Source organism: Rossellomorea sp. ABR4_012 (genome assembly GCF_056159545.1).
The window spans coordinates 249,765-270,496 of the sequence record NZ_JBSWVK010000001.1 but is presented as its reverse complement, the minus strand read 5'-3'; the positions used below and the strand labels follow the sequence as shown (position 1 = coordinate 270,496).

Below are 20,732 nucleotides of genomic sequence, written 5' to 3'. Positions count from 1 at the left end.
TACAGTAGATTTCATCTAGGGAAAAAGGTGGTGAACAGAATGGAAGTTACTGACGTAAGATTACGCCGAGTGAACACCGACGGTCGCATGAGAGCAATTGCCTCTATTACGCTGGATAATGAATTTGTTGTTCATGACATTCGTGTGATTGATGGGAACAATGGCTTATTCGTAGCGATGCCAAGTAAGCGTACTCCAGATGGGGAATTTCGTGATATCGCTCACCCAATTAACTCAGGTACCCGAGGCAAGATACAAGATGCCGTGCTATCAGAGTATCACCGTCTAGGTGAGCTTGAAGAAGTGGAGTTAGAAGAAGCTGGCGCTTCCTAAAAGAATCTATTGCAACAAGAGCCTACTTCCACAGTAGCGCTCTTTTTTTCTTTTCTTCCCATTACCCCAATAAACCCCTCCTGAAACCTTTTTTAAAAAATATTTTCATTTATTTTTTTATTAGGGAAAATCGTAAAATCTACACAGTCTATATAGTCACTGATGACAGATAGGAAATTCAATTAACCAACGCCGGATAATTACCTGTTCCAGCGGTTGATTGGAGTGCAAGACGAAGACTCCTATCTGAAAAGCGGAAGGGCTTTGACAGAGGCGGGTGGCATAAGACGAATCGGCCACGAAGGCGTTCTTTGCCTTCTTGGTCGGTTTGGCTTATGACATGTGCCTCTAAGCCCTGCAGCTGGCCATGAAAGACCCCGGAGGCTAACCGCGGAAAGCGAAGTCTTCCACGGAAATCAAAAGCGGCATTTAGAAGTGCATAATATTTTTTAAACAAAATTAACGCTGCAAACTATTCTTCTTTATACTTCTTAATGAGTTACTGCTGCCGAAATATTTTTTAACAAACCTATTACTTGACAAATATATGTATATTTTTCTCTATCCTTGAAATGAAAGAGCTTTTAGGATATATTCGTTATGGATAAAAAGGTTATTGGAGGACCAAAAATGACAAAACGATATGCCGTTATATTAGCTGCCGGACAGGGAACAAGAATGAAATCGAAGTTATACAAAGTTCTTCACCCTGTATGCGGTAAGCCTATGGTGGAACATGTGGTCGACCAAATTTCAACATTAAATATAGAGAAGACCGTTACAATCATCGGCCACGGGGCTGAACTCGTGAAATCTCACTTAGAAGGCAAAAGTGATTTTGCGCTTCAAGAAGAACAACTGGGTACAGCACATGCGGTGATGCAATCAGAAGACGTACTGGGCAATTTAGATGGTACAACGCTGGTTGTATGCGGTGATACTCCCCTTATCAAGGGAGAAACAATGGAGGCGCTTGTGAAGCACCATGAAGAACAGGGTGCAAAAGCAACCATTTTGACCGGGCACACAGAATCTCCTGATGGATACGGAAGAATCATCCGCAATGATTCAGGTTTGGTGGAACGCATCGTCGAACATAAAGATGCGTCAGAAGATGAAAGAAAAGTAAAAGAAATCAATACAGGTACGTACTGCTTTGATAATAAAGCATTATTCAATACGTTGAAAAAGGTATCAAATGACAATGTTCAGGGTGAATACTACCTGCCGGATGTCATTGAGATCCTTCAGACAGAGGGCGAGATCGTCAGCGCTTATCAAACAAGCGACTTTGATGAGACACTTGGCGTAAACGACCGCGTAGCATTATCTCAAGCAGAGGCGACAATGAAAAAACGCATCAATGAAAAACATATGAGAAACGGCGTGACGATTCAAGATCCTGCCAACACATATATTGATGCAGGAGTGACCATCGGCAGAGACACTGTCATCTTGCCTGGCACTGTGATTAAAGGAAACTCTTCCATCGGTGAAGATTCCGTGATCGGGCCGAATACGGAAGTAAAGGATTCAACAATCGGAGATCGGACGGTTGTGAAGCAATCCGTTGCACATGACAGTTCCATCGGTTCTGATGTTCAGATTGGGCCGTTCGCTCATATTCGTCCAGATTCAAGCATTTCGGATGAAGTGAAGGTCGGTAACTTCGTTGAAATCAAGAAAGCATCATTCGGTAAAGGAAGTAAGGCTTCTCACTTAAGTTATATCGGTGATGCCGAGGTAGGAAGTGACGTTAATATCGGATGTGGATCGATTACAGTCAACTATGACGGTAAGAATAAGCATCTTACAAAGATTGAAGACGGAGTGTTCGTTGGCTGCAACTCAAATTTAGTTGCCCCTGTGAAGGTTGGTAAAGGTGCCTATATTGCAGCAGGTTCAACGATCACTGAAGATGTTCCGGGAGAGTCGCTTTCAATTGCAAGGGCTCGCCAGGTCAATAAAGAAAATTATGTACAAAATCTTAATCATAAGAAATAAACTGGAGGTCCACCATGCCAAACTCTTATATTAATTCTAAGTTGAAAATTTTCTCTCTTAATTCGAACCATGAACTTGCAAAAGAAATCGCAGATGAAGTTGGCCTTGAATTAGGAAAATCTTCTGTTAAACGTTTCAGTGATGGAGAAATCCAAATCAATATCGAAGAAAGCATCCGCGGATGTGATGTTTTCGTTATTCAGTCAACATCTCAGCCTGTTAATGAAAACCTCATGGAACTTCTTATCATGGTAGATGCATTAAAACGTGCGTCAGCAAAAACGATCACAATCGTAATGCCTTATTATGGGTATGCACGTCAGGACCGTAAAGCAAGAGCGCGTGAACCGATTACGGCTAAGCTTGTAGCGAACCTATTGGAAACTGCGGGAGCAACACGTGTCATCACACTGGATCTGCATGCTCCTCAAATCCAAGGTTTCTTCGACATCTTAATTGATCACTTAATGGGAGTGCCGATTTTGGCTGAGTACTTCCAGGAAAAAGGCTTTAAGAATGAAGACATCGTTATCGTATCTCCAGACCATGGCGGTGTTACAAGAGCCCGTAAACTTGCAGAGCGCTTGAAAGCACCGATCGCGATTATTGATAAACGCCGACCAAAGCCTAACGTGGCAGAGGTCATGAATATCGTTGGTAATATCGATGGCAAAATTGCGATTTTAATTGATGATATCATCGACACTGCAGGTACAATCACGTTAGCTTCAAACGCATTAGTGGAAAACGGTGCGAAAGAAGTATTCGCTTGCTGTACACACCCTGTTCTTTCAGGTCCTGCTATCGAGCGTATCGAGAATTCGAATATCAAAGAGTTAGTGGTACTGAACACGATTCAGCTTCCTGAAGAGAAAATGATCGGAAAGATCAAGCAGCTTTCAGTGGCGAAACTGATCAGCGAAGCAATCATCCGTGTATACGAACAAAAATCAGTAAGTACATTATTCGATTAAGAATTAATATCAGTGTTTGCGCTGTGAAAAGAACCCGTCCTCTCAATTTGAGAAGGCGGGTTCTTTTGTTATGTGGAATATTGACGGACTTTTATGCGCAGCCGCTGGAGATGATTCGATCCTCAGAGATGGTCGTTGTATACAAGTGAGGGTATTTTAGGTCGGTGAATAGAGGATTTAATAATAAAAGTGTCAGTTTTGATAATATATTTCTGTTTTTGATAATAAAATTGGATTTTTGATAATATAGTGGCCGGTTTTGATAATATTCTATGGAGCTTATAGTGGAAAGCTTAGTTTGACGGATAAATACGGGCGGGAACTCATGCTATGCAGCAGGTTCTTAGTAAGCAGCCCCCCTTTTTAATCAAATTGGAGCCCTTTTTAGCTGAAAAAAGACAAATAATCACTTACACACGATAATAACAGTCAAGTTGCAGGGGCACTGAACTCTTGAGATGTTTGATCAAAGCTATTTTCGCAACTTTCCAGCGGTTGATTGGAGTGCAAGACGAAGACTCCTGCGGGAAGAGTAGCTAATGTGAGACTTGTCCAGCTCCAGGGCTTAGAGGCACATGTCATAAGCCAAACCGACCAAGAAGGCAAAGAGCGCCTTCCAGGCCGATTCGTCTTATGCCAACCGCCTCTGAACAAAGCCCTTCCGCTTTTCTTCCCGCAGGCTTGCCGAGGAGGCTCACGGGCTACCCGCGGAAAGCGAAGACTTGCACGGAAATCATTAGCGGTATTTAGAACAGGTTCACCTGACAAGTTTTAACCTAACTAAAATTCACATGTTTATTCCCCATATGAATAGGGTAATTACTATATATAGAACTCGACAATTATATGATTAGGGAAGGTGTTGGATTAAACATGGCAATAGAATTAAAAGCTAATACAAGAGATGATTTCAAACGCTCAACTTTAACGAAACTTAGACACAGCGGAAGTATCCCTGGTGTTGTCTACGGTTATAAAACAGAAAATACACCAATTGCGATTGACTCGATCACATTCATTAAAACAATCCGCGAAGTAGGTAGAAACGGAATCATTTCCTTAAACATCAACGGTACTAAACAAAATGTCATTTTAAGTGATTATCAACAGGATCATATTAAAGATGAGATTACACACGTTGACTTTCTTGCGGTTAACATGTCTCAGGAAATTGATGCAGACGTTCGCATTGAGCTAACTGGAGAGTCTGCAGGCGTGAAAGACGGCGGAGTACTACAGCAGCCGCTGCATGAAGTATCCGTCACTGCGAAGCCATCTGATATCCCTGAATCAATAGAAGTGGATATTTCAGAGCTTCAAGTTGGCGACACGGTTACCATCGGTGATGTACGTAATAAATACAGTGTTACATTAAACGAAGAAGATGATCGCACCATTGCTTCTATCCTTGCCCCTAGACAAGAAGAAGAAATTTCGACTGGTGAAGAGCAGGAAGAGGGCGTTCCTCAGAATGAAGAGGGCAGAGAGACTGAAGCTAGTGAAGAAAGCGAGTCTTCTGAAGAATAAAATAAAATTTTTTAGCGTAACCTTTTGCAGGTTGCGCTTTTTACGTTTATCCTAGAAGTAATAGGTCAGAATGAGGTGGAAGTATGAAATTAATCGTTGGACTCGGAAACCCGGGCTCGCAATATGAAAAAACAAGACATAATATCGGGTTTGTGATTGTGGATGCACTTGCAGAGCGGTTAGGTGTCTCTTTAAACCAATCAAAGTTTAAAGGGGTCTACGGAACCTATCATTATAAAGGAGAGAAAATCGTTCTTTTAAAGCCGCTTACATATATGAATTTATCAGGAGAAAGCATCGTCCCGTTAATGGATTATTTCGATATAGAAGAAGAAAACCTGCTTGTCATCTATGATGATCTGGACTTGCCTGTAGGGAAGATCAGGCTGCGTCAGAAGGGGAGTGCTGGCGGCCATAACGGCATCAAGTCAACCATTGCACATTTAGGCACTCAGAATTTCAACCGGATACGAGTCGGCATTGACCGTCCGACAAACGGCATGAGCGTACCTGATTATGTACTTGGTAAATTCAACAAGGATGAACAGGCTGAATTGGATAAAGTCATCTCTGACTCAGTCGAAGCATGTGAAACATGGTTTGATAAACCGTTTATCGAAGTAATGAATAAATTCAACTAAACCAGGCAAAAGGATAGGCAAGCTGAATAAGTCCCTTCTAATACGTTCATACTAATCGTATAAATGTAAATGGAGGGATATCAATTGGCTATCCACTATCATTGTCGTCATTGTGGAACAACTGTAGGGACAATTTCCGACAAGTCGGTTCACTCAGAACAGCTGGGTATTCATAAACTGACTGAGGAAGAACGGCTGCATATGGTTCAGTATCAGAACAATGGAGATATCCACGTCCGGACAATTTGTGAAGATTGTCAGGAGAGTCTTGAAAGAAATCCGGATTATCATCAATTGGATTATATCATTCAGTAAGTTTATATAACATTCAAAGGAACAACGCTTTGGTAGCAGAACCAAAGCATTTTTCTGTTTATTAATACTGCCTGCACCAAGTTATTAAAATAGTGAAGCGGCAGATATAGAAAGATCCACGGGGAGGAGCGTACTCTTGAAAGGTATAGTAAAACAAATTCATCAGAGCGAAGAACTTCAATCCCTCATTACCGGAATTGAAGAACGATTATCGGAACAGCTTGTTGCGGGTCTGTCAGGATCTTCGCGTACGGCTTATATAGCGGATGTTTATCTAGAGACAAATAAATCCACCATGGTGGTTACCCATAACTTGTTTCAAGCCCAAAAAATATATGATGACCTGATCCAGTTTCTTTCCGAAGATGAAGTCTATCTGTATTCAGCCAATGAGTTGATTGCAGCAGAGCTTAGCATTGCAAGTCCTGAGCTGAGGTCCCAGCGAATAGAAGTGTTGAATAAACTTTCAAAAAATAAAAAAGGTGTATACATTGTGCCTGTTGCAGGGTTAAGAAAGATTCTTCCCGAGAAACAGCTGTGGGAAAAAAATCAAATCACCTTTGCGTATGGAGAAGACATCGATCTCGATGATGTGTTGAATCAATTGGTTCAGATGGGCTATCAGCGTACCGGGATGGTAAGCACCCCGGGTGAGTTCAGTCTCCGCGGTGGAATTGTCGATATTTACCCGTTAACCCTACCGAATCCTGTGCGTGTTGAATTGTTTGATACAGAAATCGATTCCATCCGTACATTTTCAGTCGATGATCAGCGGTCCATAGACAAGCTGAAAACCATTGAAGTAGGTCCTGCTTCAGAGGTATTGATGAATTATGAGGATATGGGGAGCTTAATTCAAAAGATTGAATCCGGCATGTCCAAAAGCTTAAAAAAAATAAAAACGGACAGTGTGAAAGAAAAGCTCACAGAATATATCGGGCACGAGATCGCACAGCTTGAAAACGGGCAGATTCCTGAGCAAATCTTTAAGTATCTCTCGCTGGCCTACGAAACGCCTAGTAGTTTGCTAGACTATTTGCCGGCTGACAGTGTGATTTTCTTTGATGAATACAGCAGGATCCTGGAGATGAGTGAATCCCTGGAAAGAGAAGAGGCAGAGTGGTACACGTCCCTTTTGCAGGATGGACAAATCATTCACGATATTTCAGTGTCCCACAAGTTTCAATCCTTAACAGCCAATACGAAGCTGCCTAAGGTTTATTTCTCGTTGTTTCTGCGCCATATCCCGAATACAAGCCCGCAGAACATATTCAATGTTTCGGCCAAGCCGATGCAGAGTTTTCATGGTCAGATGAATGTCCTTAAGGCAGAGCTTGACCGCTGGAAAAAAGGGAAATACACCGTTGTTCTGCTTGGACCGGATGAAGATCGTGTAAAGAAGCTTCAACGTGTACTCGATGACTATAAAATCGAAATTGCGTTTGTCGAAGATGGTTCCAAGTTATTAAAGGGCAAGGTTCAAATGATCAATGGAAGCCTTACGAGTGGCTTCGAGCTTCCGATGCAGAAGCTTGCTGTCATCACAGAGGAAGAGCTGTTCAATAAAAAAACAAAAAAGAAACCGAGAAGGCAGAAGCTTTCAAATGCTGAAAGAATCAAAAGCTACTCAGAACTGAAAGTCGGGGATTACGTGGTGCATGTCAACCACGGGATCGGGAAATATTTAGGGTTGGAAACACTGGAAATCAATGGCGTGCATAAGGATTATCTTCACGTCAAGTACCAAGGCAGCGATAAGCTCTATGTTCCGGTAGAGCAAATTGAGCTTGTCCAGAAGTATGTCGGCTCTGAGAGTAAAGAACCCAAGCTTTATAAGTTAGGCGGCAGTGAGTGGAAAAAGGTTAAATCCAAAGTGCAGTCGTCCGTTCAGGATATTGCCGACGATCTGATCAAGCTCTACGCAGAACGTGAAGCGGCAAGAGGTTATGCCTTTTCCCCGGATGGTGATATGCAGCGCGATTTTGAAACAGCCTTTCCTTATGAAGAAACGGATGATCAATTAAGGTCTATTCATGAAATAAAGCACGACATGGAGAAAGAACGGCCGATGGATCGATTGCTCTGTGGAGACGTCGGATACGGGAAGACAGAGGTGGCCATCCGTGCTGCTTTTAAAGCGATCGCAGATGGAAAGCAGGTTGCCTTCCTAGTACCAACGACGATTCTAGCTCAACAGCATTATGAAACCATCAAGGAACGTTTTCAGGACTTTCCGATTGAAATCGGATTATTAAGCCGTTTCCGGACGAGAAAACAGCAGCAGGAGACGATCAAAGGACTGAAGGCCGGAACAGTGGATATCGTTGTCGGTACACACCGCCTATTATCTAAAGATATCGTATACCGTGAAATCGGGTTGTTGATCATTGATGAAGAGCAGCGATTTGGTGTTACTCATAAAGAAAAGATCAAACAGCTCAAAACGAATATTGATGTGTTGACCTTAACGGCAACCCCTATTCCCCGTACCCTTCATATGTCGATGCTCGGGGTGAGGGACTTGTCTGTCATCGAAACGCCGCCTGAGAACCGATTCCCCGTACAGACGTATGTCATGGAATACAATGGCCCGCTGATCAAAGAGGCGATTGAACGGGAGTTGGCTCGGAATGGCCAGGTTTATTTCCTCTATAACCGAGTGGAGGATATCGAACGGAAAGCGGATGAAATTTCGATGCTCGTCCCTGATGCAAGGGTTGCTTATGCTCACGGACAAATGGGTGAAAGTGAACTGGAGTCAGTCATATTAAGCTTCCTTGCGGGTGAATATGATGTGCTCGTCACGACGACGATCATCGAAACAGGGGTCGATATACCGAATGTCAATACACTCATAGTTTTTGACGCAGACCGAATGGGCTTATCCCAGTTGTATCAGCTGAGAGGACGTGTAGGTCGTTCAAACAGGGTAGCCTATGCTTACTTTACGTACCGTAAAGATAAAGTGCTTACGGAAGTAGCTGAAAAACGGCTGCAGGCGATCAAAGAATTCACAGAGCTTGGGTCCGGATTTAAAATTGCCATGCGTGATTTGACAATTCGCGGTGCAGGGAACCTGCTCGGTGCCCAGCAGCATGGATTCATCGACTCCGTTGGATTTGATCTTTATTCGCAAATGCTGAAAGAAGCGATTGAAGAGCGGAAAGGAGATCTTCCTAAAGAGCCTGCGTCCACCTTTGAAGTCGACATTGAAGTGGATGCCTATATTCCGGACGACTACATCAAGGACGGCCATCAGAAGATCGAGATGTACAAACGCTTCCGTTCACTTTCGACTCTTCCTGAAATAGAAGAACTGCAGGAAGAGATGCTCGACCGATTTGGTGAATATCCTAAAGAAGTGGAATATCTATTCCTCATATCCGAGATGAAGATTTTTGCCAAAAATACAGATTTAGAAGCAATCAAACAGGTGCAGAAAACCGTCAATATCTATATGTCCCCAGAAGGAACCAATCGGATTGACGGATCCAAAGTATTCGATCTTTGCAGCAAACACGGACGTGCCGTAGGCCTTGGTATGGAAGGCTCCAAATTAAAAATCTCCATCAACACAGCGCGCCTAGAAACATCAAAATGGTTCCACATGGCATACGACATCATAAAAAAACTGGATACAGCTCTAAAAGAAGAAAACACAGTTTCTTGATAAACTATTGAATAAAGAATTAAGTTGACTATTTGATACTTTGAAAATACATGTCATATATAACTAATATCTAGCGTTGATTGGAGTGCAAGACGAAGACTCCTGCGGGAAAAGCGAAGCTGAGGAGGCTCCACGCTCGCCCGCGGAAAGCGAAGTCTTGCACGGAAATCAAAAGCGGTGATTAACACCGGGGGTTAAATCATAAAATTCAGCCGTCACTTTCGATACATTCAGATGATTTTCGACATTTAATTCTAATATTCGTTATCACATTGTAACTGAACTGTAAACGCGTTTACTGGTTTATTTTACTATGATAAGGGTATTAGTATTAATGCAGCTGCCAACTTTGGAAAAAGTAACCTGCACTAGCATTTTAGTGAAATTACAGAAAAAATAACTGAATGTGTATAGAACTTCTAAGATGTAAGATACTAAACTCAACAATGGCAAAGTATTCAAAGCAAATGAATGCCTTGCTAAATAAAAATCATCTGATGAAAGTGAGGCAACTATAGATGAAAGCAACTGGAATTGTTCGTCGTATTGATGATTTAGGACGCGTTGTTATTCCGAAAGAAATTCGCAGAACGTTAAGGATCCGCGAGGGAGACCCACTTGAAATCTTCGTTGATCGTGACGGGGAAGTCATCTTAAAGAAATACTCTCCTATCAGTGAACTCAGTGATTTTGCGAAGGAATATGCGGAAGCATTATACGACAGTTTAGGAAGTGCGGTCCTGATTTGCGACCGTGATGCAGTGATCGCTATCGCCGGTGCATCAAAGAAAGAGTATTTAAACAAAAATGTAAGTGAATTAATTGAAAAAGTAATGGATGATCGTTCTTCTCTTTTAAACACTCAGCAGGGACAAGCAGAACTTGTTGATGGACATGATGAAGATTTGAATTCTTATACGATCGCTCCGATTGTAGCAAATGGAGATCCAATTGGTGCCGTTGCTATCTTTTCAAAGGATCGTACTGTTGGTGAAGTGGAACAAAAGGCAGTGGAAACGGCAGCTGGCTTCTTGGCAAGACAAATGGAATCATAATGTAAAGAGAGTGGCAGCCGCCACTCTTCTTTTTTTTTGAAGGAGCGTCTCTGACCAAGCCGCTTCCGCTTTTCATTGTCCAGCTCCAGCGGCTAGAGGCACATGTCATAAGCCAAACCGCCCAAGAAGGCAAAGAGCGCCTTCGTGACCGATTCGTCTTATGCCACCCGCCTCTGTGCGAGCCGCTTCCGCTTTTCTGCTTTTATGATAAAATGACAATAGTTTGTACATATGCTTGGTCGTTGGAAGTTATATATGGAAAGGCAGGAAGCTCGTTGAGGAAGCAGTATTCCTCCAAGCAATTTCTTAAAGGGGCTATGGTGTTGACCGTGGCTGCGCTTGTGACGAAAATATTAAGCGCCGTGTATCGGGTTCCTTTTCAGAATATCGTTGGAGATATCGGATTTTATATATATCAGCAGGTTTACCCTTTTTATGGAATAGCCATCGCGTTATCCACTTACGGGTTTCCTGTTATCATTTCAAAGCTTGTTGCTGAGAAAATTGAAGAGAATGATGAAGAAGGGGCGAAGGATGTTGCCCTGACCTCCTTTCTTTTTTTGTGCATCGTCGGGTTGATATGGTTTATGCTCATCTATTTCGGTGCAGGGCTCATTGCCGGGTGGATGGGGGACCCGAACCTCATGCCTCTCATCCAGGTCATTTCCCTGTCATTTTTGCTTTTGCCCCCTTTGTCTGCATTGAGAGGCTATTATCAAGGAAAAGAGAATATGCTCCCGACCGCTGTATCACAGGTGGCGGAACAGAGTTTCAGAGTTGTGACGATCCTGGTGTTTTCATTCCTATTGGTTGGTCATGGATATTCTTTATACATGGTTGGAAAAGGTGCGTTATTCGGATCGATAACCGGGGGGATAGCAGGAATTATCGTATTGGTATTCTTTCATGCACTAAAAAAGGACAACCCTCTGTCATCGGGAATCTTCACGCTTTCAAAGGATTATCTGTCTATTTGGAAACGGCTGTTGACGGACGGGACAGCAATATGTGTCAGTGCCATGCTGTTGATTCTTCTTCAATTCATCGATTCGTTAAACGTGTACGCGTTGTTGACTTCCTCCGGCATGGAAGAAAGTGCAGCTAAGAAGTGGAAGGGGATCTATGACCGCGGACAGCCTTTTGTGCAGCTGGGGAATGTAGTCGCCACGTCTATTTCACTGACCATCGTTCCTCTGGTGACGAGTGCATATATCAGTAAGAAAGAGTCGCTGGTGAGAGAATACAGTCAATTATCGTTAAAGATTAGTATCATCATAGGTTTCGCAGCGTCGCTTGGTTTGATTAACCTCATCGTTCCTACGAATACGATGCTGTTCGAGAATGCCTCCGGTTCCAGTGTGATTGCCGTATTTTGCGTCTCGATTTTTTTCAGCTGTCTGATCCTTACATTCGCCGGGATATTTCAAGGGATCGGCAGCATTTACTATCCGGCGTTTTGCATCATTGCCGGAGTCGTTCTTAAATATGCAGGGAATGCGATTCTGGTTCCTGTGTTCGGGACAATGGGTACATCTCTTTCAACCATATTATCTTTGGCGGTAATCACACTTCTCATGGTTGTTAGGTTAAAGAAAATCTTCCCGATCAGGTTGATCGATACCTCTTTTTATAGAACACTGCTAATAAGCGGGGCAGCGATGACGCTTGCGCTTCAGGGGTTGATGCTGCTATATGAGATCGTTTTGACAGCCGGAATGCCTGAACGCGAGATGGCAGTCATCTTCTCTTTGGGAGGAGTGTTCATTGGCGGGGCGGTTTTTTTGGTTGTTTTACTGCGAGGGAATGTACTCAGTCAGGAAGAAATCGGCTTTCTGCCCTTTGGAAGCAAGTGGGTGTGGCTGATGGAGAAAATCGAGCCAATTTTAAAAAGCAGATAGGAGAATCGTTATGAATACCATAACTATTGTAGGCTTGGGAGCTGGGGATTTGGAGCAGCTGCCTTTAGGTGTCTACCGGATTATTAAAAATGGTGAAACATTATTTTTACGGACAAAAGAACACCCTGTGGTGACCGATTTAACAGCTGAAGGAGTGACTTATCAATCCTTCGACGACATATATGAAAAACATGACCGATTTGAACAGGTGTATGAGGAAATTACAGAGGTGCTTGTGTCTCATGCCGAAAAAGGGCCGCTGGTCTATGCCGTACCAGGTCATCCGCTTGTGGCTGAAAAGACCGTTCAGCTTCTATTGGAGCTTCATAAGGAAGGAAAGATTGAAGTGAAGGTCGGCGGCGGACAAAGTTTCATTGATGCTCTGTTTGCATCTGTCGGGGCCGACCCGATCGACGGATTTCAATTATTGGATGGGACGAGCCTGAAGCTTCAGGACATCCACATGAACCAGCAGCTCATCATCGGACAGGTGTATGACGGTTTTATCGCCTCTGAAGTGAAACTTACGCTGATGGAGCTTTATCCATATGATTACGAAGTGAAGCTCGTAACGGCTGCAGGCAGCAAGGAAGAAAAAGTGGAGACAATTCCACTCGTAGAACTTGACCGCGCGGCAGGTCTCAGTAACTTAACGAGTCTTTATGTCCCGGCTGTCAAAGAAATGGAGGCTTCCTTCAAACAATATGGAACGCTAAGAGAAATCATCTCAACCTTACGGGGGCCGAACGGATGCCCATGGGATAGGGAACAGACACACCAATCCCTGAAAAAGTACTTGATCGAAGAAACCTATGAATTACTGGAAGCCATTGAAGAAGATGACATTGATCATGTCGTCGAGGAGCTTGGAGACGTACTCCTCCAAGTCATGCTACATGCCCAGATCGGGGAAGATGAAGGAATGTTCACGATGGAGGAAGTGATTGAAAGTATCGCTTCTAAAATGGTTCGCCGCCATCCTCATGTGTTCGGAACGGTCGATGTCGAAAATACCGAGCAGGTCAAGATGAACTGGGAAAAGATCAAACAGCAGGAAAAAGGCGGAACGGAAGAACCCGTGTCTATGCTGAAAGATACTGCCAAGGGAATGCCGGCTCTCATAAAGGCGTATGAATATCAAAAAAAGGCCGCCAAGGTTGGCTTCGACTGGCCGGATGTTAAAGGGGCCTGGGCTAAAGTATGGGAAGAATTGAAGGAATTCGAGAACGAAGTGGAGAATAATAGTGAAACCGCAATAAAGAAAGAGTTTGGGGATATTTTATTTGCTCTTGTCAATGTTGCACGGTTCTACAAAGTGTTTCCCGAAGAAGCGCTTGCGATGACCAACACGAAGTTTTACCGTCGTTTTTCCTATGTAGAGGAAAGAGTCCGCAGCTCGGGAAAGACCTTTGACGATTTTACTCTGGAAGAACTGGACGCCTTCTGGAATGAAGCGAAAAAGAAAAATATCGAGTAGGGGAGTTTTATAAATGGTATCGATGAGATTAGATAAATACTTGAAAGTTTCAAGATTGATCAAAAGAAGGACGCTTGCGAAAGAAATCGCCGACCAGGGCCGGATCCTTGTAAATGGCACGCAGGCCAAAGCAAGCTCCAATGTAAAAGTGGGAGACGAGCTGAGTGTTAGGTTTGGACAAAAAGTGATGAGGGTAAAGATAGAAAGGCTTCTTGATACAACGAAAAAAGAAGAAGCATCGAGCCTCTATTCCGTCATTTCTGAAGAAAGAATCAAAGAGGAATCGGAGTAAGCCCGTCTTATTTTTGTTCTAAATTCCCCCTGTCTACATACATATAGTACAAAGCTAGTACTATGTGAATGTGAGGGATAATTATGAACCAATATTATGATGGAAACAAAGACAAGACTTCTTACCAGGAACATGATGTCATCATGAGAGGCAGGAAGCTGCTTGATATTACAGGTGTCAAACAGGTGGAAAGCTTCGATAACGAAGAATTCCTCCTTGAAACGGTCATGGGGATCCTGTCAGTAAGAGGTCAAAATCTTCAAATGAAAAATCTCGATGTCGATAAAGGGATTGTCTCGATAAAAGGAAAGGTGTTTGATCTGATTTACTTGGATGAACACAATACGGAGAAGGCTAAAGGGCTCTTTAGCAAGCTATTTCGATGACTCTGACGACCCAGTTTTACACCATGCTTTCAATGATCGGGATGGGAGCATTATTTGGTGCGTCACTGGACACCTACAATCGGTTTTTAAACCGGTCTCAGAGGAAACGGTGGCTGGTTTTCGTAAACGACCTGTTATTCTGGATCTTTCAAGCGCTGTCGATTTTTTATACCTTGTTTTCCGTCAACTTCGGGGAGCTTCGCTTTTATATTTTCATCGCGCTGCTTTGCGGATTTGCCGGATACCAGGCGCTGCTTAAACAAGGATATCTTCATTTGCTGGAAAAACTGATCCTTTTTTTCATTTCACTTTACAATTTTTTGGTTTCAATGGTGAAGAAGTTACTGTATTCACCGATAAAATGGTTAGTGGTTTTACTGATTACGCTGGTTCTTTCTATAGCGAAGGGGCTCTTAAAAGCCGTAACCTTCCTGTTGAAGGTGGTTTATTCGATTATTAAATGGGCGATTAAGCTCGTATTGAGTCCGGTTTGGTGGATTATTAAAGGTATATGGAATTTATTGCCGAATCATCTTACAAAAAGAGTCGAGAAGTTATATAATAAAATGGCAGGAATTATTACGGTCTATATCAAAAAAATATATAGAGTCGCAGAAAAGGTGAAAAAGCGCTTTAAAAAATAGCGCCTTTTCCCTTTACTGCTGTCTCTAGTAAAAAAGGAGGTTTGGGAATGGGGAAAAACGTAACGTCTATGGAAAATGAATATGTTCGTCACCAGGAGCATATACATAAGTCTTCATCTAAGAGAAAAAAGCGTTTAGTTCGAAGATTATCCTTTTTTTTCGTTTTAGTACTGGCAATTAGTGGATTTATGATCTCGACTCTCATTTCCAGAGCCCAAATGTTAGAAGAAAAACGCGCAGAAAAAGCACATCTTGAACATAAAATGGAACAACTGAAAGATCACCAAAGTGCCTTGGAAGAAGAGATCGTTAAGCTTAACGACGATGAATACATCGCCAAGCTTGCACGCCGTGATTATTTCTTATCCGATGAAGGTGAAATTATTTTTAACATTCCTGAACCGGAGAAAAAGAAGGAAGAAGAAGAGGAGTCTTATTGACACTCTTTTTTTTAATTGGCTATAATATATAGTAAGGTTTATCTTTTATCATTTTAAGGAGGAGCATTTCTTTTATGTCAATCGAAGTAGGCAGCAAGTTACAGGGTAAGGTAACAGGCATTACAAATTTTGGAGCGTTCGTGGAGCTATCGGAAGGTTCAACTGGTTTAGTACACATTAGTGAGGTTGCGGACAACTACGTTAAGGATATCAATGAACACCTTAAAGTTGGCGACGAAGTAACAGTTAAAGTAATTAATGTTGAGAACGATGGAAAGATCGGTTTATCCATCCGAAAAGCCAAGGACCAGCCACAACGCCCGCAGCGCCCACAGCGCCCTCAGCGTCCGCGTAACAACAAACCAACTGATACACGTACGAAGGAAAGTTTCGAACAAAAGATGGCACGCTTCTTGAAAGACAGTGAAGATCGTCTGTCATCTTTAAAGAAAAACACCGAATCAAGACGCGGCGGAAAAGGAGCGAAACGAGGCTAACTTGCTGTCTATTAACTAATATAGCAGGTTGTACGACAGGAACAGGCACATTCATTAGAGTGTGTCTGTTTTTTTATAATGTTTTCAGGTGATAAAGGTCCTGATGATAATAAAGATGTATGACCGATAATAAAAAAGTCTTTCCAATAATAAGCAGGATGTATCGATAATATGTATTTTCTTAATAAGCTTTTCGATAATAAAATTGCCAATCTCGATAATAAACTTTAAAGATTCGATAATAAAAATTCGATTTTCGTTAATAAATTCTTTATCTAGTCCTGATTTGAAGGAAAATAGAATTTGTAAGCTGAATTATATATGACACCATAGAGATCTGTCTAAAAATCCTAAAGTAAATGCGATCAAGCCAAAAAAAATCAGTATAAATCTGCATTTTTCGGAGGGGCTAATGAAGGAATTAAAAGTATCCGTACTTACCGAAGTCTCAATCAATAATCTTCATCATTTGGTGGAAGAAAGCAAGGAGGAAGGATTTCGCTTTCTGGAGAGAATGATATCGGAATATATTGCAGGTAAGAACCGATTTGATCGACATGGAGAAATTCTTCTTGGGATATTTGAGGAAGAAAGGCTCATCGCAATTGGAGGGTTAAACCAGGACCCCTACAATCATGGAGAAAGCCTTGGGCGTTTAAGAAGGGTCTACGTCCTTCGGGATTACCGGAAAAAAGGGGTTGCACGTTTACTTTGCAGTGAACTCCAGGAATTTGCCAAGAAGTATTATAAAGGGGTCATCCTGCATACAGACACTTCTGAAGGAGATCTATTCTACCGGGCACTTGGGTACCAGAAAACCGACAACTATCAAAAGTCCTCACACTATTTAACTCTGTAAAAAAGGATTTATGTCACCATGCACCGAATACTAGTTCTTAAATAAACTCAATGGGGGACGAAAAATGAAAAAGGAAGAACTTCTCGATCATCATGATTATTTTATTTCTTGGCTGAAAGAATTGAAGAATGTAGAGGAAGACAGATGGTATGCACCGATGGAGGAAGGAAAATGGTCGATTGCTGCCAATGTCTCGCATATCATAAAATGGGACGGATATATCTTGGAAAAGGTCCTGCCAAACATTTCGGATGGAGCTGTCCTTCCTTCATTTCCGGAATTTGATGCGTTTAATCAGGAAGCTGCAAAATATGCCCATGACGGGGTCTCACAGGAACGCTTACTGGAAGAAGGCATTGAAACAAGGAAATCCATCCTTCTTTATATAGAGTCTCTGGATGAGGAGCGGATGGAGCAGTCTTTTGAGGTGGATGATCATCACTATACATTAAGTGAGTTTTTTGAGGATTTCATCTGGCATGACAAACATCATCAGAAACAGATCGAAGAAGCGCTTTATAAGGAAAAAGCATAAATGACATAAAAAAAGACTATCCATTCTTGGATAGTCTTTTCATTGTCCAGCTGCAGCGCCTAGCCCCTCGAGACGTTTAGGTCCGCCCACTGAAGTCAAAGGGCGACTTCACCGGCCGGACCTAAAGTGTTTGTCGAGGCTGACCGAAGCGCTTTATAAGGAAAGAGCATAAATGACATAAAAAAGACTATCCAATCTGGATAGTCTTTTAAAATATGACCCGTACGGGATTCGAACCCGTGTTACCGCCGTGAAAGGGCGGTGTCTTAACCGCTTGACCAACGGGCCGTGCAATATGGTAGCGGCGGAGGGGATCGAACCCCCGACCTCACGGGTATGAACCGTACGCTCTAGCCAGCTGAGCTACACCGCCATATGTTTTAAGCACAAAATCTATAATACATAGAAACAAAAATCTTGTCAACAGAAATTATAAAAGAATTTGTCAAAATTCCTTCGAGTCAGTCTGCGTCTAATTCATAGGGGATAAATGGCAAAAAAAGTTCTTCTATAAAATGAAATATTCAGAATATTATAACGGAATCTATAGAATGCCGTCGAAACATTCTTATGTAGAATTCCCTCATTTTGACAAACTTTTGAGCTTGTCCCCTTTATACTTAACAAAAAAGTAAATGGGGAGTGTTTGTTACATGGGTAAAGCCAATCAGACAATCATAGAACCTGTTCAAAATGTAGACATTGAACACACCAGACTGGAATTGTCTAAAGGAATAAAGTCGGTTTATTCCAAATTGGAATGGCTGTTTGTGCAAAAGGGGGTCGCGCTGTTCATCATCGGTTTTCTATTGGGAAGGGCCCTCATTTTATCGCATTTGACTCCATTTGCACTGCCGTTCTTTGCATCTGTCTATCTCGTCCGGAGGGAGAAGTCCCCGATCGCTTTGCTAGGGCTGCTTGCAGGTGCCGTCACATTATCGTTCTCTAGTATCAGTTATACGTTCGCAAGCACGATAATATTCCTGGTAATCTATCGTTTAACACAAAAGTATCATAAAAACGAACTGAAATATGTAGCTCTTTATGTGTTATTCACTGTGATAGTTGTCAAGCTTGCGTTCAATTACATCCAGCAGGATCAGGTCCTTACGATTTATAATGGCGTGATGGCAATGATCGAAGCGAGTCTTGCGTTTCTGTTAACGTACATTTTCATTCAAAGTGTGCCGCTTGTGACGGTACAGCGCAGAAGACGCTCACTTAAAACAGAAGAAGTGGTCAGTCTGATCATCCTGCTCGCTTCGATTATGACTGGAACAATCGGATGGGCAGTATACAGTCTCTCCATAGAACACATTTTATCCAGGTACCTGGTTTTATTATTTTCTTTTGTGGCAGGAGCTACAATCGGTTCGACAGTAGGGGTCGTAACCGGTCTGATTTTCAGCTTGGCGAATGTTGCGAGCTTTTATCAAATGAGTTTGCTTGCTTTTTCCGGACTTCTGGGCGGATTGATGAAAGAAGGGAAGAAATTTGGAGCGGCAATCGGTTTGATGATCGCTACCCTGCTTATGGGAATGTATGGAGATAGTGATACTGTTCTGACTAAAACATTGTATGAATCTGGAGTGGCGATACTCTTGTTGTTCTTAACACCGCAGAGCCTGGCTGTTAAAATCGCGAAGCATATTCCGGGGACACCCGAATATCAGCAGGAACAGCAGGGATATATGAGAAGGGTAAGAGATGTGACCGCAAACAGGGTCACTCAGTTTTCATCTGTTTTTCAGGCGTTATCCAACAGCTTTCAGCAAATAGAAGATCAGTTTGAAGAGGAGGAAGATAAAGAGTTCGATTATTTCTTGAGCAATGTCACTGAAAAGACGTGTCAGACGTGCTTTAAAAAGGACCAATGCTGGTCAAGGAATTTTGATAAAACCTATAATTTGATGAAAGATGTGATGAATGAGTTCGATCAAGGGAAGATTCCGCTGTCGCCCCGCCTTCACAGGGAATTGGACAAGCATTGTACAAAGGAAAAGAAGCTGCAGGACACGATTTATCAGGAGCTGACATTTTACCAGGCCAATCTCAAACTGAAAAAACAAGTAAAGGAGAGCAGAAGGTTAGTAGCCGATCAATTACTGGGTGTCTCTGAAGTCATGGGCAATTTCGCGAAGGAAATCCAAAGAGAAAGGGAAAATCATCATATTCAGGAGGAGCAGATACTGGCCAGCATCAATGAATTCGGCATAGAGATCGAGAATATCGAAATATATAATTTGGAACAGGGAAAAGTGGACATTGATATGACGATTCCTTACTGTGGGGGCCACGGACAGGGAGAGAAACTGATTGCACCGATGTTATCGGATATTCTGGGAGAAAACATTGTGGTCTATAAGGAGGATTGTGCTCAATTTCCTAACGGGTACTGTCAGATGACGTTCAGGTCGGCAAAGAAATTTGTAGTGGACACAGGAGTATCGCATGCAGCAAAAGGCGGAGGGCTCGTCTCAGGTGACAGCTATTCGATGATTGAACTCGGTGCCGGGAAATACGCGGTTGCCATCAGTGATGGCATGGGGAACGGTGAACGTGCCCATTATGAAAGCAACGAAACTCTCAGGCTGCTGAAAAAGATACTGGAATCGGGAATTGAAGAGGAGGTAGCGATAAAGTCCATTAATTCCATCCTGTCACTCAGGACGAATGATGAAATTTTCTCAACTCTGGATTTGGCTATGATCGATTTACAACATGCATCTTCAAAATTCTTGAAAATCGGGTCCACCCCGAGTTTTATTAAACGTGGAGACAAAGTGATGAAGATAGAAGCCAGCAATCTGCCGATGGGGATGCTGCAGCATGATTTTGATGTGGATGTCGTGTCAGAGCAGCTGAAAGCGGGTGATATGCTGATCATGATGAGTGACGGAGCCTTTGAGGGGCCGAAGCATGTTGAAAACTATGATGTATGGATGAAGCGCAAAGTGACGGAACTCCAAACGGATGAACCTCAGGAGGTCGCAGACATTCTAATGGAGGAAGTGATACGCTCAAGCTCTGGTTTAATAGAAGATGACATGACGATTGTCGTATCGAAAATCAAACATAATATACCTAAATGGTCGTCTATCCCTGTGAACAAAACACACGAAAAAGATAAGAAAAGAATCTCTTAAGAAAGGTGAACACGTCTATAAATATAGTGAAATGAAGTA

General features: G+C 42.5%; 18 protein-coding genes and 2 tRNA genes. 18 read left to right on the top strand and 2 right to left on the bottom strand.

Annotation, left to right across the window (positions count from 1 at the left end; translation table 11 throughout):
• Positions 1-39: 39 nt before the first annotated feature.
• From spoVG to ACXAFV_RS01360, 17 genes are all read left to right on the top strand, one after another.
• Positions 40-333 carry a septation regulator SpoVG gene (gene spoVG / locus ACXAFV_RS01440; protein WP_172255667.1) on the top strand — a complete coding sequence of 98 codons (294 nt, stop codon included), beginning with the start codon at positions 40-42 and terminating at the stop codon, positions 331-333.
• 630 nt (positions 334-963) lie between these two features.
• Positions 964-2,337: a bifunctional UDP-N-acetylglucosamine diphosphorylase/glucosamine-1-phosphate N-acetyltransferase GlmU gene (gene glmU, locus ACXAFV_RS01435; protein ID WP_475123952.1), complete on the top strand. Its 1,374-nt coding sequence runs from the start codon at positions 964-966 to the stop codon at positions 2,335-2,337.
• A gap of 14 nt (positions 2,338-2,351) precedes the next feature.
• Entirely contained in the window at positions 2,352-3,311 is a 960-nt protein-coding gene (locus ACXAFV_RS01430; protein ID WP_475123951.1) for a ribose-phosphate diphosphokinase, read from the top strand.
• 873 nt (positions 3,312-4,184) lie between these two features.
• A complete protein-coding gene (locus ACXAFV_RS01425) occupies positions 4,185-4,838 on the top strand; it encodes a 50S ribosomal protein L25/general stress protein Ctc (protein WP_475123950.1) in 654 nt (217 codons plus the stop codon).
• Positions 4,839-4,921: 83 nt separating this feature from the next.
• Positions 4,922-5,479 carry an aminoacyl-tRNA hydrolase gene (gene pth, locus ACXAFV_RS01420; protein ID WP_475123949.1) on the top strand — a complete coding sequence of 186 codons (558 nt, stop codon included), beginning with the start codon at positions 4,922-4,924 and terminating at the stop codon, positions 5,477-5,479.
• An 84-nt stretch (positions 5,480-5,563) separates the two neighbouring features.
• Entirely contained in the window at positions 5,564-5,794 is a 231-nt protein-coding gene (locus ACXAFV_RS01415; RefSeq protein ID WP_475123948.1) for an anti-sigma-F factor Fin family protein, read from the top strand.
• A gap of 136 nt (positions 5,795-5,930) precedes the next feature.
• Positions 5,931-9,464 carry a transcription-repair coupling factor gene (mfd, locus tag ACXAFV_RS01410; RefSeq protein ID WP_475123947.1) on the top strand — a complete coding sequence of 1,178 codons (3,534 nt, stop codon included), beginning with the start codon at positions 5,931-5,933 and terminating at the stop codon, positions 9,462-9,464.
• 518 nt (positions 9,465-9,982) lie between these two features.
• A complete protein-coding gene (gene spoVT, locus ACXAFV_RS01405; RefSeq protein ID WP_475123946.1) occupies positions 9,983-10,519 on the top strand; it encodes a stage V sporulation protein T in 537 nt (178 codons plus the stop codon).
• A 275-nt stretch (positions 10,520-10,794) separates the two neighbouring features.
• A complete protein-coding gene (locus ACXAFV_RS01400; protein WP_475123944.1) occupies positions 10,795-12,417 on the top strand; it encodes a putative polysaccharide biosynthesis protein in 1,623 nt (540 codons plus the stop codon).
• Between the two features lie 10 nt (positions 12,418-12,427).
• Positions 12,428-13,894 carry a bifunctional methyltransferase/pyrophosphohydrolase YabN gene (yabN, locus tag ACXAFV_RS01395; RefSeq protein ID WP_475123943.1) on the top strand — a complete coding sequence of 489 codons (1,467 nt, stop codon included), beginning with the start codon at positions 12,428-12,430 and terminating at the stop codon, positions 13,892-13,894.
• 22 nt (positions 13,895-13,916) lie between these two features.
• Positions 13,917-14,186, top strand: coding sequence for an RNA-binding S4 domain-containing protein (locus ACXAFV_RS01390; protein ID WP_071618324.1), 270 nt, complete (start codon positions 13,917-13,919; stop codon positions 14,184-14,186).
• Between the two features lie 83 nt (positions 14,187-14,269).
• Positions 14,270-14,572, top strand: coding sequence for a sporulation protein YabP (gene yabP / locus ACXAFV_RS01385; protein ID WP_175989764.1), 303 nt, complete (start codon positions 14,270-14,272; stop codon positions 14,570-14,572).
• A complete protein-coding gene (yabQ, locus tag ACXAFV_RS01380; RefSeq protein ID WP_475123941.1) occupies positions 14,569-15,216 on the top strand; it encodes a spore cortex biosynthesis protein YabQ in 648 nt (215 codons plus the stop codon). The genes yabP and yabQ overlap by 4 nt, the downstream gene beginning before the upstream one ends.
• A gap of 47 nt (positions 15,217-15,263) precedes the next feature.
• On the top strand, positions 15,264-15,656 hold the full coding sequence (locus ACXAFV_RS01375) for an FtsB family cell division protein (protein WP_475123940.1): 393 nt from the start codon (positions 15,264-15,266) through the stop codon (positions 15,654-15,656).
• Positions 15,657-15,730: 74 nt separating this feature from the next.
• A complete protein-coding gene (locus tag ACXAFV_RS01370; RefSeq protein WP_475123938.1) occupies positions 15,731-16,153 on the top strand; it encodes a S1 domain-containing RNA-binding protein in 423 nt (140 codons plus the stop codon).
• 412 nt (positions 16,154-16,565) lie between these two features.
• The gene (locus ACXAFV_RS01365; protein ID WP_475123937.1) at positions 16,566-17,012 is read left to right on the top strand and encodes a GNAT family N-acetyltransferase; all 447 of its coding nucleotides are present in this window, start codon (positions 16,566-16,568) and stop codon (positions 17,010-17,012) included.
• 64 nt (positions 17,013-17,076) lie between these two features.
• Positions 17,077-17,547 carry a DinB family protein gene (locus ACXAFV_RS01360; RefSeq protein WP_475123935.1) on the top strand — a complete coding sequence of 157 codons (471 nt, stop codon included), beginning with the start codon at positions 17,077-17,079 and terminating at the stop codon, positions 17,545-17,547.
• 216 nt (positions 17,548-17,763) lie between these two features.
• On the opposite strand, the gene ACXAFV_RS01355 is transcribed toward ACXAFV_RS01360, so the two are convergent.
• Both ACXAFV_RS01355 and ACXAFV_RS01350 read right to left on the bottom strand, forming a co-directional pair.
• Positions 17,764-17,835: transfer RNA gene (locus ACXAFV_RS01355), tRNA-Glu, on the bottom strand.
• A gap of 8 nt (positions 17,836-17,843) precedes the next feature.
• Positions 17,844-17,920, bottom strand: a tRNA-Met gene (locus tag ACXAFV_RS01350).
• A gap of 280 nt (positions 17,921-18,200) precedes the next feature.
• Here ACXAFV_RS01350 and spoIIE point away from each other — a divergent pair.
• Positions 18,201-20,693 (top strand): stage II sporulation protein E, encoded by a 2,493-nt coding sequence (gene spoIIE / locus ACXAFV_RS01345; RefSeq protein ID WP_475123934.1) that lies wholly within the window; start codon positions 18,201-18,203, stop codon positions 20,691-20,693.
• The last annotated feature ends 39 nt before the right edge of the window (positions 20,694-20,732 follow it).

Excerpts from the sequence above, each read along its gene's own strand:
- ACXAFV_RS01375 (WP_475123940.1), top strand. The coding sequence starts at position 15,264 with ATGGGGAAAAACGTAACGTCTATGGAAAATGAATATGTTCGTCACCAG.
- spoVG (WP_172255667.1), top strand. The coding sequence starts at position 40 with ATGGAAGTTACTGACGTAAGATTACGCCGAGTGAACACCGACGGTCGC.
- pth (WP_475123949.1), top strand. The coding sequence starts at position 4,922 with ATGAAATTAATCGTTGGACTCGGAAACCCGGGCTCGCAATATGAAAAA.
- spoIIE (WP_475123934.1), top strand. The coding sequence starts at position 18,201 with ATGGGTAAAGCCAATCAGACAATCATAGAACCTGTTCAAAATGTAGAC.
- glmU (WP_475123952.1), top strand. The coding sequence starts at position 964 with ATGACAAAACGATATGCCGTTATATTAGCTGCCGGACAGGGAACAAGA.
- yabQ (WP_475123941.1), top strand. The coding sequence starts at position 14,569 with ATGACTCTGACGACCCAGTTTTACACCATGCTTTCAATGATCGGGATG.
- ACXAFV_RS01430 (WP_475123951.1), top strand. The coding sequence starts at position 2,352 with ATGCCAAACTCTTATATTAATTCTAAGTTGAAAATTTTCTCTCTTAAT.
- yabN (WP_475123943.1), top strand. The coding sequence starts at position 12,428 with ATGAATACCATAACTATTGTAGGCTTGGGAGCTGGGGATTTGGAGCAG.
- ACXAFV_RS01370 (WP_475123938.1), top strand. The coding sequence starts at position 15,731 with ATGTCAATCGAAGTAGGCAGCAAGTTACAGGGTAAGGTAACAGGCATT.
- ACXAFV_RS01365 (WP_475123937.1), top strand. The coding sequence starts at position 16,566 with ATGAAGGAATTAAAAGTATCCGTACTTACCGAAGTCTCAATCAATAAT.
- spoVT (WP_475123946.1), top strand. The coding sequence starts at position 9,983 with ATGAAAGCAACTGGAATTGTTCGTCGTATTGATGATTTAGGACGCGTT.
- ACXAFV_RS01390 (WP_071618324.1), top strand. The coding sequence starts at position 13,917 with ATGAGATTAGATAAATACTTGAAAGTTTCAAGATTGATCAAAAGAAGG.
- yabP (WP_175989764.1), top strand. The coding sequence starts at position 14,270 with ATGAACCAATATTATGATGGAAACAAAGACAAGACTTCTTACCAGGAA.
- ACXAFV_RS01360 (WP_475123935.1), top strand. The coding sequence starts at position 17,077 with ATGAAAAAGGAAGAACTTCTCGATCATCATGATTATTTTATTTCTTGG.
- ACXAFV_RS01425 (WP_475123950.1), top strand. The coding sequence starts at position 4,185 with ATGGCAATAGAATTAAAAGCTAATACAAGAGATGATTTCAAACGCTCA.